The sequence below is a fragment of the Streptomyces sp. NBC_01017 genome, from assembly GCF_045162795.1.
In the GTDB taxonomy this organism is placed as follows: Bacteria; Actinomycetota; Actinomycetes; order Streptomycetales; family Streptomycetaceae; genus Streptomyces; species Streptomyces machairae.
In genome coordinates, this window is the sequence record NZ_CP108683.1 from 4,904,023 (window position 1) to 4,919,982 (window position 15,960).

The following is a 15,960-nucleotide window of genomic DNA, read 5'->3' on the forward strand; positions in this document are numbered from 1 at the left end:
TTCCGGTGACTCTTCGTCGTTGCGTGCTCACTCCCCAGGGTAGGGGCGGGTGATGCGAGTGGGGAAGAGGTGCAGCCATCGGCGACCTACTGTGACAGACACGCTCGATTGAGTACGTAGCGGGTAAGCGGCCGGTAGTAATCAGACCGCACAGCGTCATCAAGTGGAACGACGACGGACACGACCCCCTCAGCCTCCCCCACGAAGAGCGCGGGGTCATCGGTATCGGCCAGCCCAATCGCCTCGAACCCCAGCTGACCTGCCCCGCAGACCCACCCGTGGTCCCCGATCACCAGCTCCGGCAACGGCCCGCCGGCCTCCGCCGCGGCAGCCAGCGCGGTACGAACTGGGAGCGGTGAGTGCGTGTGTGCGCCGGGCTCACAACCGGGGCGAGAGAGGTCGGGTTCGCGCACCAACGCGACTCCTCGTACGTAGGCAAGGTTGTACGTGCGTAGGCCGAACCGGGTCGTTATGTCGACACAGCGACCATGCGCCGGGGTGAGAACGGCACATCCCGCCGCCGACAACGCGTCCGCCAAGGCGGCGTAGAACCCGAGCAGTCGATGCGGGTGCCCGGTACCGAGCAGCACAGGCGCGCTGCGCTGGGCGGTAGCCGCGATCCGATCAGCGAACGCATCCAGAGCGGTCAAAGTCAGCTCCGGATCGATCACGTCCAGTCCAGATACGCATGCCGGATCGGCCGAAACCCCACATCTGTCCGCCATCAACGCAATCAAATCCCGCTGTCGCCAACTCCCCGCAGGATCAAGCCCAATAACCACACGCGGATCGCGAGCCGCGAACAGCCGATAACTCCTCAGACTCACCTCCCGAGAAGTAGCCACGACCCCGGCGAGCCGAGCATCCAGAAGATGGGCACGAAGCGCTCCGCGACTCACCACGAGAGCGATGGTGACGGACGGAACGGGAGAGAGGCGGAGGAACGGGGAAAGGCCGCACAGTTGGGCTAACGAGGACGGCACCTCTCGATGCCGGGCCAGGTATTTCAGCCCGTCCGGCGTTTGAGGACGAGGCCGTTCAGGCCGACAGCGGGGGTCTGGGGGCGGCAGCCCCCAGGGACCCGGGGTCGAAGGGGCAGAGCCCCTTCAAGGACGGGAAGGGTAGGGGCGGCGGGGGCGAAACACACCCCGCCCACACCTACGGCAACAACCCCCGCAACGGAAACACCGCCCGCCGAGTAGCCAACACCGCCTGATCCAACCGATCCGCAGGGTCGTACCCCGCCTCCCACTCCCCCCAGGAAATAGGCCACCGCCCGTCAGTCATCCGCGCCGGCCCCAACTGCCGAGTCCGCGCAAAGACTTCCTGCCGCCACCCCTCCGGAATCATCGCCTCAGGCTCAATCGCCCGCCCCGCAGCAATCCCCACCAGATGAGTCCACGACCGCGGCACAACCTCCACCACGGCATATCCGCCCCCACCCAGCGCAACCCACTTCCCATCCGCGTACTCGTGCGCCAGCTCATGGCAGGCCACCTGCACAGCCCGCTGCGCATCCAGCGACACGGCAAGGTGAGCCAGCGGATCCTCGAAGTGCGTGTCGGCCCCGTGCTGGGTCACCAACACCTGCGGCCGAAAGTCACCGATCAACTCCGGCACGACAGCATGGAACGCCCGCAGCCACCCCGCATCCCCGGTCCCGGCCGGCAACGCCACGTTCACGGCAGACCCCTCGGCCGCCCCCGCGCCCGTCTCCTCCGGCCACCCGGTCTGCGGAAACAACGTACGAGGATGCTCGTGCAGCGAAATCGTCAGCACCCGCGGATCTTCCCAGAACGCCGCCTGCACCCCATCCCCGTGATGCACATCGACGTCGATGTACGCGACCCGCTCGGCCCCCAATTCCAGCAGCCGGGCAATGGCCAGCGAGGCGTCGTTGTAGATACAGAATCCCGACGCACCCCCCGGCATCGCATGGTGCAGCCCACCCGCGAAGTTCACCGCATGCATGGCCTCGCCCCGCCACACGGCCTCCGCCGCCCCCACGGACTGCCCGGCGATGAGCGCCGACACCTCATGCATCCCCGCGAACGCGGGATCATCCATCGTCCCGAGCCCGTACGACTGATCCGCCGCCGCCGGATTCGCCGAGGCCGCCTTCACGGCCTCGATGTAGTCCTGCCTGTGCACCAGCCGCAGGGTCGACTCCCCGGCCGGTTGCGCCGAGACGACGTCCAGGTCCTTGTCCAGCCCGAAGGCATCGACGAGTCTCCTGGTCAGCGCGAGCCGGACCGGGTCCATCGGATGGTCCCGGCCGAAGTCATAGCCCGTTACTGCCTCGTCCCACATCAGCTGTGCTCGGCCGCTCATGCCCGCCACCGTATCGGTCCGGTTGAGCGGCGAACGAACGGGCGTACACGAGCGTCACCAGCACCAACACCATCGGCACAAGCATCGCCCCGCGATAGCTCCACGCATCGCCCAGCGCCCCCACCAAAGGCGAACCGATCAAAAACCCCACGTAATTGAACACATTGAGCCGCGCAATGGCCGTATCAGAAGCCCCCGGGAAGAGCCGCCCGGCAGCCGCGAACGTCTGCGGCACGAGCACACACAACCCCAGCCCGAGCAGCGTGAACCCCAGCATCCCCACCCACGCCCCCGGCGCCCCGGCCACCACCGCGAACCCGACGGCCGCCACCACGGCCCCCATCCGCACCACCGCGACAGCCCCGAACCGCCGCACCCCGAAGTCCCCGATGGCCCGCCCCAGGAGCGTGGTGACCATATAGACGTTGTACGGCACGGTCGCCATCTGCTCCGAGCTCCCCAGCACGTCCTGGAGATACTTCGCGCTCCAGTTGGAGACGGTCGAGTCGCCGATATACGCGAAGGTCATCACCAGACACAACGGCAGCAGCATCCTGAACACGACGGGCCCACCCTCACCCGCTTGCTCCGCCACGACAACGCCCCTGCCGCCCCCACCGTCGACGTACCACCGACTCCCCACCAACGCGGCCGGCAACAGCACCACGACAACGGGCAGATACGACACGACCAGCGCCAGATCCCAGTGCGCCCCCACCCAGGCCAACGAGGCCCCGACGATCCCGCCCAGGCTGTACACGGCATGGAAGCCGAGCATGATGCTGCGCCCGTACGACCGCTGCAGGCTCACCCCGAGCATGTTCATCGAGGCGTCGAGCGCACCCACAGCCAGTCCGAACGCGGCCAGGGCGAGCCCCAGCTCGACCATCCGCTCCCCCGCCCCGACCCCAAGCAGCGCCAGGAGCACGACGGGCTGGGACCACCGCAACACCCGGCTCGGCGGTATTCGTTTCACCAGCCGCTCGGTCGCCACACTCCCGACGCCGGCCAGGATCGGTACGGCGGCCAGAAAGGCCGGCAGCAGCGCGTCGGAGACCCCGTACCGGTCCTGGATGGCCGGAATCCGGGTCACGAGCAGGGCAAATGCGACTCCCTGAGCGAAGAAGCCGAACGCCAACGAGGCCCTACCGCGCCGCAGCACATCAGTCATGGCGGCGAGCGTAAGGCCCCGCGGTACTGGTGGGTAGATCCAGCCAAAGATGAATTTCCCTCAACTTTGTGCGTCGTCACGCCGATCACGTGACACCAGCAGGTCGACCAACTCCCCCATGTCGGCGAAGAGTCGACTCGCCCGTCCCAGCTTCGCGGCGGGCGTCATTGCTGTGAACCCGTACACGTCCATCCCCGCCGCCACGGCAGCCTCCACCCCCAGCGGACTGTCCTCGACAACAACGCACCGCTCCGGCGCGACCCCCATCCGCTCGGCCGCGTAGAGGAACAGATCCGGCGCCGGCTTCCCCCGCCCCACGTCCTGCGAACTGAAGATCCGCCCCTCATCGAAGAACCGCTCAAGCCCCGTCGTCCGATGCCCCACCTGAATCCGCTCATGGCTCCCGGACGACGCCACGCAGTACGCCACACCGTTCCCACGAAGCTTCTCGAGTACGTCGGCCACGCCGGCCACCGCCTTCAACTCCCGCTCGAACGCGGCGAACACACGCGCATGGAAGACGTCATCAAACTGCCCGGGAAGCCGCTGCCCTGTCCGCTCCAGCACCAGCTCATGAATCCGATGCATCGCCGAGCCCATGTAGTCCCGAATGGACTCCTCGTACGAGGTCGGGTGCCCCAGCTCGGTGAGGTACGCGGCGAGGAGCCGATTGGAAATGGGCTCGCTGTCGACGAGCACACCGTCGTTGTCGAAGATGACGAGGTCATAGCGCATGCGTTTGACCCTAAACGCAGAAAGGCCCACACCATAAGGTGTGGGCCTTTCTCACAATTTGTTCGGCGGCGTCCTACTCTCCCACAGGGTCCCCCCTGCAGTACCATCGGCGCTGTAAGGCTTAGCTTCCGGGTTCGAAATGTAACCGGGCGTTTCCCTCACGCTATAACCACCGAAACACTATGAAACTGTCAGCCGCACCGCATGTGGCCATACGGGGCTGTTCGTGGTTTCAGAACCAACACAGTGGACGCGAGCATCTATGGACAAGCCCTCGGCCTATTAGTACCGGTCACCTCCACACGTTGCCGTGCTTCCAGATCCGGCCTATCAACCCAGTCGTCTACTGGGAGCCTTACCCCATCAAGTGGGTGGGAATACTCATCTCGAAGCAGGCTTCCCGCTTAGATGCTTTCAGCGGTTATCCCTCCCGAACGTAGCCAACCAGCCATGCCCTTGGCAGAACAACTGGCACACCAGAGGTTCGTCCGTCCCGGTCCTCTCGTACTAGGGACAGCCCTTCTCAATATTCCTGCGCGCGCAGCGGATAGGGACCGAACTGTCTCACGACGTTCTAAACCCAGCTCGCGTACCGCTTTAATGGGCGAACAGCCCAACCCTTGGGACCGACTCCAGCCCCAGGATGCGACGAGCCGACATCGAGGTGCCAAACCATCCCGTCGATATGGACTCTTGGGGAAGATCAGCCTGTTATCCCCGGGGTACCTTTTATCCGTTGAGCGACGGCGCTTCCACAAGCCACCGCCGGATCACTAGTCCCGACTTTCGTCCCTGCTCGACCCGTCGGTCTCACAGTCAAGCTCCCTTGTGCACTTACACTCAACACCTGATTGCCAACCAGGCTGAGGGAACCTTTGGGCGCCTCCGTTACTCTTTAGGAGGCAACCGCCCCAGTTAAACTACCCATCAGACACTGTCCCTGATCCGGATCACGGACCCAGGTTAGACATCCAGCACGACCAGAGTGGTATTTCAACGATGACTCCCCCTGAACTGGCGTCCAGAGTTCACAGTCTCCCACCTATCCTACACAAGCCGAACCGAACACCAATATCAAACTGTAGTAAAGGTCCCGGGGTCTTTCCGTCCTGCTGCGCGAAACGAGCATCTTTACTCGTAGTGCAATTTCACCGGGCCTATGGTTGAGACAGTCGAGAAGTCGTTACGCCATTCGTGCAGGTCGGAACTTACCCGACAAGGAATTTCGCTACCTTAGGATGGTTATAGTTACCACCGCCGTTTACTGGCGCTTAAGTTCTCAGCTTCGCCAGGACGAATCCTGACTAACCGGTCCCCTTAACGTTCCAGCACCGGGCAGGCGTCAGTCCGTATACATCGCCTTACGGCTTCGCACGGACCTGTGTTTTTAGTAAACAGTCGCTTCTCGCTGGTCTCTGCGGCCACCCCCAGCTCAGGAAGCAAGTTCCCTCACCAGTGATGGCCCCCCTTCTCCCGAAGTTACGGGGGCATTTTGCCGAGTTCCTTAACCATAGTTCACCCGAACGCCTCGGTATTCTCTACCTGACCACCTGAGTCGGTTTAGGGTACGGGCCGCCATGAAACTCGCTAGAGGCTTTTCTCGACAGCATAGGATCATCCACTTCACCACAATCGGCTCGGCATCAGGTCTCAGCCTTATGTGCGACGGATTTACCTACCGCACGGCCTACACCCTTACCCCGGGACAACCACCGCCCGGGCTGGACTACCTTCCTGCGTCACCCCATCACTCACCTACTACAGGTCTGGTCCGTCGGCTCCACCACTCCCCTTTGCCCGAAGGCTCCAGGGCGGCTTCACGGACTTAGCATCGCCTGGTTCAATGTTTGACGCTTCACAGCGGGTACCGGAATATCAACCGGTTATCCATCGACTACGCCTGTCGGCCTCGCCTTAGGTCCCGACTTACCCTGGGCAGATCAGCTTGACCCAGGAACCCTTAGTCAATCGGCGCACACGTTTCTCACGTGTGAATCGCTACTCATGCCTGCATTCTCACTCGTGAACCGTCCACCACTGCCTTCCGGCGCGGCTTCACCCGGCACACGACGCTCCCCTACCCATCACAGCACCCGTTGGGGCTATTTGCTGCAATGACACGACTTCGGCGGTACGCTTGAGCCCCGCTACATTGTCGGCGCGGAATCACTAGACCAGTGAGCTATTACGCACTCTTTCAAGGGTGGCTGCTTCTAAGCCAACCTCCTGGTTGTCTCTGCGACTCCACATCCTTTCCCACTTAGCGTACGCTTAGGGGCCTTAGTCGATGCTCTGGGCTGTTTCCCTCTCGACCATGGAGCTTATCCCCCACAGTCTCACTGCCGCGCTCTCACTTACCGGCATTCGGAGTTTGGCTAAGGTCAGTAACCCGGTAGGGCCCATCGCCTATCCAGTGCTCTACCTCCGGCAAGAAACACACGACGCTGCACCTAAATGCATTTCGGGGAGAACCAGCTATCACGGAGTTTGATTGGCCTTTCACCCCTAACCACAGGTCATCCCCCAGGTTTTCAACCCTGGTGGGTTCGGTCCTCCACGAAGTCTTACCTCCGCTTCAACCTGCCCATGGCTAGATCACTCCGCTTCGGGTCTTGAGCGCGCTACTGAATCGCCCTATTCGGACTCGCTTTCGCTACGGCTTCCCCACACGGGTTAACCTCGCAACACACCGCAAACTCGCAGGCTCATTCTTCAAAAGGCACGCAGTCACGAGAATGTGCAAGCACATTCCGACGCTCCCACGGCTTGTAGGCACACGGTTTCAGGTACTATTTCACTCCCCTCCCGGGGTACTTTTCACCATTCCCTCACGGTACTATCCGCTATCGGTCACCAGGGAATATTTAGGCTTAGCGGGTGGTCCCGCCAGATTCACACGGGATTTCTCGGGCCCCGTGCTACTTGGGTGTCTCTCAAACGAGCCGCTGATGTTTCGACTACGGGGGTCTTACCCTCTACGCCGGACCTTTCGCATGTCCTTCGCCTACATCAACGGTTTCTGACTCGTCCTGTTGCCGGCAGACAACAGAAGAGAGATCCCACAACCCCGTATACGCAACCCCTGCCGGGTCTCACACGTATACGGTTTAGCCTCATCCAGTTTCGCTCGCCACTACTCCCGGAATCACGGTTGTTTTCTCTTCCTGCGGGTACTGAGATGTTTCACTTCCCCGCGTTCCCTCCACACTGCCTATGTGTTCAGCAGCGGGTGACAGCCCATGACGACTGCCGGGTTTCCCCATTCGGAAACCCCCGGATCAAAGCCTGGTTGACGACTCCCCGGGGACTATCGTGGCCTCCCACGTCCTTCATCGGTTCCTGGTGCCAAGGCATCCACCGTGCGCCCTTAAAAACTTGGCCACAGATGCTCGCGTCCACTGTGCAGTTCTCAAACAACGACCAGTACACCGTCACACACCACCTCAGTGGTGCTTCACCGGCGCCGGCAACCGAAGCACAACCTTGCGGCCGTTACTTCAGACACCCAACAGCGTGCCCGACCAGATCCCGTCCGGAGATCATGCTTTCCACGCTCTTGCGAGCAGTACTTGCAGCCTCCGACCCGGAAACCCGGCCGAATAATCAACGTTCCACCCATGAGCAACCACCGCAGAACGTTTGCCTGCGTAGTGGCCTCTGACCTCGCCCCGAAGGACTCGGTAAGAAGTGCTCCTTAGAAAGGAGGTGATCCAGCCGCACCTTCCGGTACGGCTACCTTGTTACGACTTCGTCCCAATCGCCAGTCCCACCTTCGACAGCTCCCTCCCACAAGGGGTTGGGCCACCGGCTTCGGGTGTTACCGACTTTCGTGACGTGACGGGCGGTGTGTACAAGGCCCGGGAACGTATTCACCGCAGCAATGCTGATCTGCGATTACTAGCAACTCCGACTTCATGGGGTCGAGTTGCAGACCCCAATCCGAACTGAGACAGGCTTTTTGAGATTCGCTCCACCTCACGGTATCGCAGCTCATTGTACCTGCCATTGTAGCACGTGTGCAGCCCAAGACATAAGGGGCATGATGACTTGACGTCGTCCCCACCTTCCTCCGAGTTGACCCCGGCGGTCTCCTGTGAGTCCCCATCACCCCGAAGGGCATGCTGGCAACACAGAACAAGGGTTGCGCTCGTTGCGGGACTTAACCCAACATCTCACGACACGAGCTGACGACAGCCATGCACCACCTGTACACCGACCACAAGGGGGGCACTATCTCTAATGCTTTCCGGTGTATGTCAAGCCTTGGTAAGGTTCTTCGCGTTGCGTCGAATTAAGCCACATGCTCCGCTGCTTGTGCGGGCCCCCGTCAATTCCTTTGAGTTTTAGCCTTGCGGCCGTACTCCCCAGGCGGGGAACTTAATGCGTTAGCTGCGGCACCGACGACGTGGAATGTCGCCAACACCTAGTTCCCACCGTTTACGGCGTGGACTACCAGGGTATCTAATCCTGTTCGCTCCCCACGCTTTCGCTCCTCAGCGTCAGTAATGGCCCAGAGATCCGCCTTCGCCACCGGTGTTCCTCCTGATATCTGCGCATTTCACCGCTACACCAGGAATTCCGATCTCCCCTACCACACTCTAGCTAGCCCGTATCGAATGCAGACCCGGGGTTAAGCCCCGGGCTTTCACACCCGACGTGACAAGCCGCCTACGAGCTCTTTACGCCCAATAATTCCGGACAACGCTTGCGCCCTACGTATTACCGCGGCTGCTGGCACGTAGTTAGCCGGCGCTTCTTCTGCAGGTACCGTCACTTTCGCTTCTTCCCTGCTGAAAGAGGTTTACAACCCGAAGGCCGTCATCCCTCACGCGGCGTCGCTGCATCAGGCTTTCGCCCATTGTGCAATATTCCCCACTGCTGCCTCCCGTAGGAGTCTGGGCCGTGTCTCAGTCCCAGTGTGGCCGGTCGCCCTCTCAGGCCGGCTACCCGTCGTCGCCTTGGTGAGCCATTACCTCACCAACAAGCTGATAGGCCGCGGGCTCATCCTTCACCGCCGGAGCTTTCAACCTTCACAGATGCCAGTGAAGGTGGTATCCGGTATTAGACCCCGTTTCCAGGGCTTGTCCCAGAGTGAAGGGCAGATTGCCCACGTGTTACTCACCCGTTCGCCACTAATCCCCACCGAAGTGGTTCATCGTTCGACTTGCATGTGTTAAGCACGCCGCCAGCGTTCGTCCTGAGCCAGGATCAAACTCTCCGTGAATGTTTTCCCGTAATCGGGACGACACACACGAGAGCGGAACAGCCAGGCGGAATAAGCCCGGCCGTTCACAGCGTCCTCGCTGTGTTTATTTCAAAGGAACCTCGCCACCGGGAACTAATGTTTCCGGTAGACGGGGTATCAACATATCTGGCGTTGATTTTTGGCACGCTGTTGAGTTCTCAAGGAACGGACGCTTCCTTTGTACTCACCCTCTCGGGCTTTCCTCCGGGCGCTTCCCTTCGGTCTTGCGTTTCCGACTCTATCAGACCTTTTCTCGATCCGATTTCCTCGGTGCTTTCCAGGTTTCCGCTCTCGCGTTTCCCTTTCCGGCGTTTCCGACTCTATCAGATCCTTTCGGGCCTGACTCCCAGTCAGAGGGGCTTGTCTTCCCGGCCGTTGGGCCGTTCCGACGAGTGAGACTTTAGCGGATTCCTTGCTCCCGAGCTAATCGGGGGCTGCGTTCTGTCGAACGCGGATTCCTCATTCCGTAAATACACATGCCAATGAAACGACGGCAGACAGATCGACTGTCGTCGAATAGTTGTTGGTACTTGCGGAGTGGCTGTCCGGGGACCGACCGGAGTCGGCGCTCACGTCGGACAACTCGGAGAACAGTACGGGTCGGCCCTGGGCGTGTCAACTTCGCTCCTGACGGCACCCTCGGGGCGTACTCTGGGACGCATGACGACGCGTACGTGCACCCAGTTGTGGTGGGCCGCCTGACGGCGGCCGTAGTCACGTATGCACTCAACGGCTGCCGCCTCGGCGGCCGTTTTCGTTTCTCCCTCCAGAGCTCCAGAGGGTCGGCCGCCGGGACGGCGGCCTCGACCAGGAGGTGGAGAAGAGATGACGCGGGTCTTCAGTGGGGTCAAGCCGACCGGGCATCTGACGCTGGGGAACTACCTGGGGGCCATGCGGCGGTGGGCCGCCGTCGATCAGCACCAGGCCGACGCGCTGTTCTGCATCGTCGATCTGCACGCGCTGACCGTGGACCACGATCCGGCGCGGGTGCGCAGGCTGAGCCGGCAGGCGGCCACGTTGCTGCTGGCGGCGGGGCTGGATCCGCAGCTGTGCACCGTCTTCGTACAGAGTCATGTGGATGAGCACGCGCGGCTGTCGTATCTGCTGGAGTGCGTGGCCACGGACGGCGAGATGCGGCGGATGATCCAGTACAAGGAGAAGGCCGCGCGGGAGCGGGTGCGGGGTGGGAGTGTGCGGCTGTCGCTGCTGACGTATCCCGTGCTGATGGCGGCGGACATCCTGGCGTATGGGACCGATCAGGTGCCGGTCGGGGACGATCAGACGCAGCATGTGGAGCTCGCGCGGGATCTCGCGGTGCGGTTCAACCAGCGGTACGGGCATACGTTCGTGGTGCCTCGGGCCACGCCTCCGCAGGTCGCGGCTCGCGTGATGAACCTTCAGGATCCGACCGCGAAGATGGGCAAGAGCGACGATTCCGGGCCGGGGATCGTCTATCTGCTCGATGAGCCCGATGTGGTGCGGAAGAAGGTCATGCGGGCCGTGACCGACAGCGGGCGGGAGGTCGTGTACGACCGGGCCGCGCAGCCGGGGGTGGCGAATCTGCTGGAGATCCTCGCGGCCTGTACGGGTGGGAACCCGTCGGAGCTGAGCGGTGTATATGAATCGTACGGAGCCTTGAAGTCAGCCACCGCGGAGGCTGTGGTCGAGGTCCTCAGGCCCGTGCAGGAGAGGCACAGGGAGCTGTGCGCGGATCCTGGCTATGTGGAGGGGGTGCTGCGAGATGGTGCGGAGCGGGCTCGGGCGATGGCCCGGCCGGTCGTGGATGCCGCCTATCGCGCGATCGGGTTGCTGCCGGCGAGTGCAGCTACGACTGCGGCAGCGGCTGCCGATATCGAGGTGACCGCTTAGGGGGCGTGCTGGGCCGCCCCCTCGGGCGGGGGCGGCGGCGCGTCAGGCGTTGTTTCCGGAGGCCAGCTCGCGGCTGCGGTCGCGGGCTGCTTCGAGGGCGGCGATGAGGGCGGCTCGTACGCCGTGGCTCTCGAGTTCGCGGATGGCGTTGATGGTGGTGCCGGCCGGGGACGTCACGTTCTCGCGGAGCTTGACGGGGTGTTCGCCGCTGTCGCGGAGCATCGTCGCGGCGCCGATCGCGGACTGGACGATCAGGTCGTGCGCCTTGTCGCGGGGCAGGCCGAGAAGGATGCCGGCGTCGGTCATGGCTTCGACCAGGTAGAAGAAGTACGCCGGGCCGGAGCCGGAGAGGGCGGTGCAGGCGTCCTGCTGGGACTCGGGGACGCGCAGCGTTTTGCCCACGGAGCCGAAGATCTCCTCGGCGTGGGCGAGGTCGGCTTCGCTGGCGTGGCTGCCGGCGGAGATGACGGACATCGCCTCGTCGACGAGAGCGGGGGTGTTCGTCATGACGCGGACGACCGGGGTGCCGGCAGCGAGGCGGGACTCGAAGAAGGAGGTGGGGATGCCTGCGGCTCCGCTGATGACCAGGCGGTCGGCGGGGACGTGCGGGGCGAGTTCGTCGAGGAGGGTGCCCATGTCCTGCGGCTTGACCGTGAGGATCAGGGTGTCGGCGGTCTTGGCGGCTTCCGCGTTGGTGACCGGGGTTACTCCGTGGCGGGCACGGAGTTCTTCGGCTCGTTCCGCGCGGCGGGCCGTCACCAGGAGGTCGGCCGGGGCCCAGCCGCCGCGGATCATTCCGCTGAGCAGGGCTTCGCCGATCTTGCCGGTGCCGAGGACTGCGACTTTCTGGGTCATGGCTGCGGTGCCCTCCGGGGGTTGCGTTGTCCGGGTTCATCCTCCCACCAGGGGCACCTTTCGAGGTGGCGAGTCCAGTGGGCGGACGGGGCGTGGCGGACGGGCCGGACACCGGGCCCGGCCCTCGGCGGTCATGCCGTCCTGCGCCGCAGGGTTGCTGCGCCGAGGCCCAGGACCAGCAGGGCGCAGCCCGCCACGATCAGGGCGTCGCGTACGAAGGTGGCGGTCATGTCGGTGTGCTTGAGGACCTCGTTCATGCCGTCGACCGCATAGGACATGGGGAGGACGTCGGAGATGGCTTCGAGGGCGGGGTGCATGTTGTCGCGGGGAGTGAAGAGGCCGCAGAGGAGGAGCTGGGGGAAGATCACGGCCGGCATGAACTGGACGGCCTGGAATTCGGAGGCCGCGAAGGCCGAGACGAAGAGACCGAGCGCGGTGCCGAGCAGTGCGTCGAGCAGTGCCACGAGCAGGAGCAGCCAGGGGCTGCCGGTGACGTCCAGGCCGAGGAACCAGAGGGCGAGTCCGGTCGCCAGGGCGGACTGGATGATCGCGAGGGTGCCGAAGGCGAGGGCGTAGCCGGCGATCAGGTCGCCCTTGCCGAGGGGCATGGCGAGGAGGCGTTCGAGGGTCCCCGAGGTGCGTTCGCGCAGGGTGGCGATGGAGGTGACCAGGAACATCGTGATCAGCGGGAAGATCCCGAGGAGGGAGGCGCCGATGCTGTCGAAGGTGCGCGGGCTGCCGTCGAAGACGTAGCGCAGTAGGAACAGCATCACGCAGGGGATGAGGACCAGTAGCGCGATGGTGCGCGGGTCGTGGCGGAGCTGGCGCAGGACCCGGGCGGCGGTGGCGGTCGTGCGGGCAAGGCTCAGGGCTCCGGTGGGGGCCGGCCGGAGTGCGGTGGTGCTCGTCGTCGTGGTCATCGCGTGGTCTCCTTCGCGCGGGCTGCCGCGGTCGCCTCGTCGACCAGGTGCAGGAAGGCCGCCTCGACCGTCTCGGAGTGCGTACGGGTGCGGAGGGCGTCCGGAGTGTCGTCGGCGAGGATCTGGCCCTCGCGCATCAGAAGGAGGCGGTGGCAGCGCTCGGCCTCGTCCATGACGTGGGAGGAGATGAGGAGGGTGGCGTTGCGGGAGGCGGCGATGTCGTGGAAGAGGCTCCAGAGGTCGCGGCGCAGGACCGGGTCCAGGCCGACCGTCGGTTCGTCCAGGACGAGGAGTTCGGGGGTGCCGAGGAGGGCGACCGCCAGGGAGACGCGGCTGCGCTGGCCGCCGGAGAGGTTGCCGGCCAGGGAGTCGGCGTGGCTGGTGAGGTCGACGTCGGCGATGGCACGGGTGACGTTCTCGTGGCGCCGGTCGGCCGAGGCGCGGCCCGGGTCGAGGATCGCGGCGAAGTAGGTGAGGTTCTGGCGGATCGTCAGGTCGTCGTAGACGGAGGGAGCTTGGGTGACGTAGCCGATGCGAGTGCGCAGGGTGGGCTGGCCTGCGGGGCTGCCGAGCACGTCGAGGGTGCCGGTGACCTTGGCCTGGGTGCCGACGATCGCCCTCATGAGGGTGGTCTTGCCGCAGCCGGACGGGCCGAGCAGGCCGGTGATCTGGCCGCGCGGGACGGTGAAGTCGAGGTCGCGTAGGACCTGGCGGGTGCCGCGTACGACGTTCAGGGCCTCGGCTCGGATGGCGGGGGTGTCGGGTGGCGGGTCGGATCGAACGGAGGAGTAATTCATCATGCGATGAATAATCCTCCGACGGACCTACGGCGTCAAGCGCTGTGAGGGCCGGTGGTCGGGTGTGGGCACATAGGTCGCCCGCCCACGCCGGATCGGGGGCGGGGCGGGCGGAGGGGACGTGACAGTCGGTCGCCGGTCACTGAACGGCGCGGGGGTCAGGAGGTGGTGGCGATGAGGAGGTCGACGTCGTAGGTCTCCTCGATGATTCCGTCCGGGAAGGTGTCGAGGAGGAGTTGCTTTTCCTCGGTGAGGAAAGTGGTGCTCGCTTCCGGGCCGTGGACCAGGAAGAGCGAGTGGCTGCCGAGGTTCGCCAGGTGCGTGTCGATGGGGATGCGACGGCTCCAGCGGACCTTGTGGCCGGTGAAGTCGAGGAGGCCGGTGGGGTCGGAGAGGGCGGCTCGGGCGCCGCTGCCGTTCTGCTCGACGGCGGGGTGAGTACCGAAGCGCTTCTCGATACGGACTGCCTGTGCGGCGTGCCAAGGGATGTCGAGCGGGGTGGTGTTCCACCACAGGGCGAGTGCGCCGCCGGGGCGCAGTACGCGGAGGGCCTCGGGCACGGCGTGGGTGGGGTCCGTCCAGTGCCAGGCCTGGGCGTAGGTGAGGAAGTCGGCGGAGGCTGTGGCGAGGGGGAGGGCATTGCCGTTGCCGCGGACGATCGGTATGTCGGGGTGGGTGCGGCGGAACTGGGCCGCCATGCCGTCGCCGGGCTCAACGGCCAGTACGGCGGCGCCGCGCCGGTGCAGGAGTTCGGTGGCGATGCCGGTGCCCGCGCCCACGTCCACGACGCGCGCGCCGGTGAGGGAGCGGCCGCCGAGCTCTTCGATCGCGTCGAAGAGGGCGGGTGGGTAGGAGGGGCGGTTCGCGGCGTACTGAGCTGCGGCCGCGTTGAAGGAACGGGCTCGGTCGGCGTGGGAAGGGGCCGTCATACGGCCATGGTGGCCCTGGTCGGTGCGATGGGCACCGACTTTTCCGAGAGGGGGCGGGCTGCGCGCCCGGCACAGCGCCACGTGGGAGGTGGGCGGAGGTGTTGGTACGGCCCCGTACTAGCCGCGGCGACGCTTCTTCGATGGGTTGCCCGTGCGGCGGACGGTGCGGTTCTGGTGTTGCTTGCGGGCCGCCTCGTATTCCTCGCGGTGGAGTTTCTCGCCGGGGGCCTCGGTGAGGGAGCGGAAGAAGTAGGCGAGGAGGGAGCCGACGAAGCCGATGGTCAGGAGGCCGCGCAGGGAGGCCTGGCGGTCGAGGTCGGGGCGTTTGGTGAAGCCGTCCCAGGTGTGGCGGAAGGCGAGGGCGCTGCAGATCGCGAACATCACGACCATCAGGAGGGTCACGAAGCTGCCGATGTCGGCGATCTGGAGCCCCTGGTAGGCCAGGCGCAGCACCAGGCAGGCGGCGGCCGCGGTGGCGAGGGAGCCGGCGGACACCGCGATACGGCGGACGGTGTAGCCGTTGTCGCGGTCGACCCAGGTCGTGCCGAAGAAGCGCAGGGGCTCGGGCCGGGGACCTGTGGAGCCCGCGGGGATGTCCGGGGTGCCGTTCGTCTCGCTCACGCGTCGATTATGGCTCCGGCACGGCCGCGGGCTCCGTACGGGTTACCGCATGCCGGTCAGGACGAACAGCGGGGGCGGACGTAGCCGTCGCTGCCTGTCCGTACGTAGGCGTCCGAGACGTACTCGCCGCTGGCGATGTTGTCCCAGATGTTCGTCGTGCCGTACGGGCCCGTCACGCGCGTGCCCGGCGTCTGGCAGTAGATCGCGACCCGGATTCCCTCGGACAGGACCTTGATGATCGGGTAGCTGGTGCCGGGGCCGCTGCGGACGTTGAGACGGACGCCCGGCGCGACCGGGTAGTACGGCACGGCCGCGGCCGTAGCGGCCATCGTGACGGCGGCATCCGCGGCCTTTTCCTCGCCGCCGTCCAGCAAATCGACACGGTCAACAGACATGAGACTTCCCCCCGTTGGTCCCCATGACCGTCATGGGGTCCCGTTGATTCCCCTAAATCACGCCATGAAACAGAAGTTCACAACTCGAACGC

The 15,960-nt window shown here is 64.6% G+C and carries 11 protein-coding genes and 3 rRNA genes; 1 reads left to right on the plus strand and 13 read right to left on the minus strand.

The genetic code is table 11. The features are described from left to right. Nucleotides 1–86: 86 nt before the first annotated feature. The 7 genes from OG331_RS22225 to OG331_RS22255 all read right to left on the minus strand — a co-directional run bounded on the left by OG331_RS22225 (nt 87) and on the right by OG331_RS22255 (nt 9,461). Nucleotides 87–902 carry a phosphatase gene (locus OG331_RS22225; protein ID WP_406198893.1) on the minus strand — a complete coding sequence of 272 codons (816 nt, stop codon included), beginning with the start codon at nt 900–902 and terminating at the stop codon, nt 87–89. 256 nt (nt 903–1,158) lie between these two features. Further along, on the minus strand, nt 1,159–2,331 hold the full coding sequence (locus OG331_RS22230; protein ID WP_406198895.1) for an acetoin utilization protein AcuC: 1,173 nt from the start codon (nt 2,329–2,331) through the stop codon (nt 1,159–1,161). Beyond that, a complete protein-coding gene (locus tag OG331_RS22235; protein ID WP_406198897.1) occupies nt 2,282–3,502 on the minus strand; it encodes an MFS transporter in 1,221 nt (406 codons plus the stop codon). Before OG331_RS22235 ends, OG331_RS22230 begins: the two co-directional genes overlap by 50 nt. Before the next feature lie 60 nt (nt 3,503–3,562). Then, nucleotides 3,563–4,237, minus strand: a complete 675-nt coding sequence (locus OG331_RS22240; RefSeq protein WP_406210197.1) for an HAD family hydrolase — start codon at nt 4,235–4,237, stop codon at nt 3,563–3,565. Nucleotides 4,238–4,297: 60 nt separating this feature from the next. Beyond that, a 5S ribosomal RNA gene (gene rrf / locus OG331_RS22245) occupies nt 4,298–4,414 on the minus strand. An 85-nt stretch (nt 4,415–4,499) separates the two neighbouring features. Next, nucleotides 4,500–7,618: ribosomal RNA gene (locus tag OG331_RS22250) — 23S ribosomal RNA — on the minus strand. Nucleotides 7,619–7,935: 317 nt separating this feature from the next. After that, nucleotides 7,936–9,461, minus strand: a 16S ribosomal RNA gene (locus OG331_RS22255). Together the 16S, 23S and 5S rRNA genes form the textbook arrangement of a ribosomal RNA operon. 846 nt (nt 9,462–10,307) lie before the next feature. Here OG331_RS22255 and trpS point away from each other — a divergent pair. Then, entirely contained in the window at nt 10,308–11,351 is a 1,044-nt protein-coding gene (gene trpS, locus OG331_RS22260) for a tryptophan--tRNA ligase (protein WP_406198899.1), read from the plus strand. A 42-nt stretch (nt 11,352–11,393) separates the two neighbouring features. Here the strand turns inward: trpS and proC are convergent, their stop codons facing one another. From proC to OG331_RS22290, 6 genes are all read right to left on the minus strand, one after another. Further along, nucleotides 11,394–12,206 (minus strand): pyrroline-5-carboxylate reductase, encoded by an 813-nt coding sequence (gene proC / locus OG331_RS22265; protein ID WP_328880102.1) that lies wholly within the window; start codon nt 12,204–12,206, stop codon nt 11,394–11,396. 131 nt (nt 12,207–12,337) lie between these two features. Beyond that, a complete protein-coding gene (locus OG331_RS22270; RefSeq protein WP_406198902.1) occupies nt 12,338–13,126 on the minus strand; it encodes an ABC transporter permease in 789 nt (262 codons plus the stop codon). Continuing rightward, nucleotides 13,123–13,926, minus strand: a complete 804-nt coding sequence (locus tag OG331_RS22275; RefSeq protein ID WP_363047571.1) for an ABC transporter ATP-binding protein — start codon at nt 13,924–13,926, stop codon at nt 13,123–13,125. Before OG331_RS22275 ends, OG331_RS22270 begins: the two co-directional genes overlap by 4 nt. 155 nt (nt 13,927–14,081) lie before the next feature. Further along, the gene (locus tag OG331_RS22280; RefSeq protein ID WP_406198904.1) at nt 14,082–14,852 is read right to left on the minus strand and encodes a class I SAM-dependent methyltransferase; all 771 of its coding nucleotides are present in this window, start codon (nt 14,850–14,852) and stop codon (nt 14,082–14,084) included. 117 nt (nt 14,853–14,969) lie between these two features. After that, nucleotides 14,970–15,473: an EamA/RhaT family transporter gene (locus tag OG331_RS22285; protein ID WP_406198907.1), complete on the minus strand. Its 504-nt coding sequence runs from the start codon at nt 15,471–15,473 to the stop codon at nt 14,970–14,972. A gap of 56 nt (nt 15,474–15,529) precedes the next feature. After that, on the minus strand, nt 15,530–15,868 hold the full coding sequence (locus tag OG331_RS22290) for an SH3 domain-containing protein (protein ID WP_406198909.1): 339 nt from the start codon (nt 15,866–15,868) through the stop codon (nt 15,530–15,532). Nucleotides 15,869–15,960 lie beyond the last annotated feature (92 nt).

Excerpts from the sequence above, each read along its gene's own strand:
- OG331_RS22240 (WP_406210197.1), bottom strand. The coding sequence starts at position 4,237 with ATGCGCTATGACCTCGTCATCTTCGACAACGACGGTGTGCTCGTCGAC.
- OG331_RS22230 (WP_406198895.1), bottom strand. The coding sequence starts at position 2,331 with ATGAGCGGCCGAGCACAGCTGATGTGGGACGAGGCAGTAACGGGCTAT.
- proC (WP_328880102.1), bottom strand. The coding sequence starts at position 12,206 with ATGACCCAGAAAGTCGCAGTCCTCGGCACCGGCAAGATCGGCGAAGCC.
- OG331_RS22290 (WP_406198909.1), bottom strand. The coding sequence starts at position 15,868 with ATGTCTGTTGACCGTGTCGATTTGCTGGACGGCGGCGAGGAAAAGGCC.
- OG331_RS22275 (WP_363047571.1), bottom strand. The coding sequence starts at position 13,926 with ATGATGAATTACTCCTCCGTTCGATCCGACCCGCCACCCGACACCCCC.
- OG331_RS22270 (WP_406198902.1), bottom strand. The coding sequence starts at position 13,126 with ATGACCACGACGACGAGCACCACCGCACTCCGGCCGGCCCCCACCGGA.
- OG331_RS22235 (WP_406198897.1), bottom strand. The coding sequence starts at position 3,502 with ATGACTGATGTGCTGCGGCGCGGTAGGGCCTCGTTGGCGTTCGGCTTC.
- trpS (WP_406198899.1), top strand. The coding sequence starts at position 10,308 with ATGACGCGGGTCTTCAGTGGGGTCAAGCCGACCGGGCATCTGACGCTG.
- OG331_RS22280 (WP_406198904.1), bottom strand. The coding sequence starts at position 14,852 with ATGACGGCCCCTTCCCACGCCGACCGAGCCCGTTCCTTCAACGCGGCC.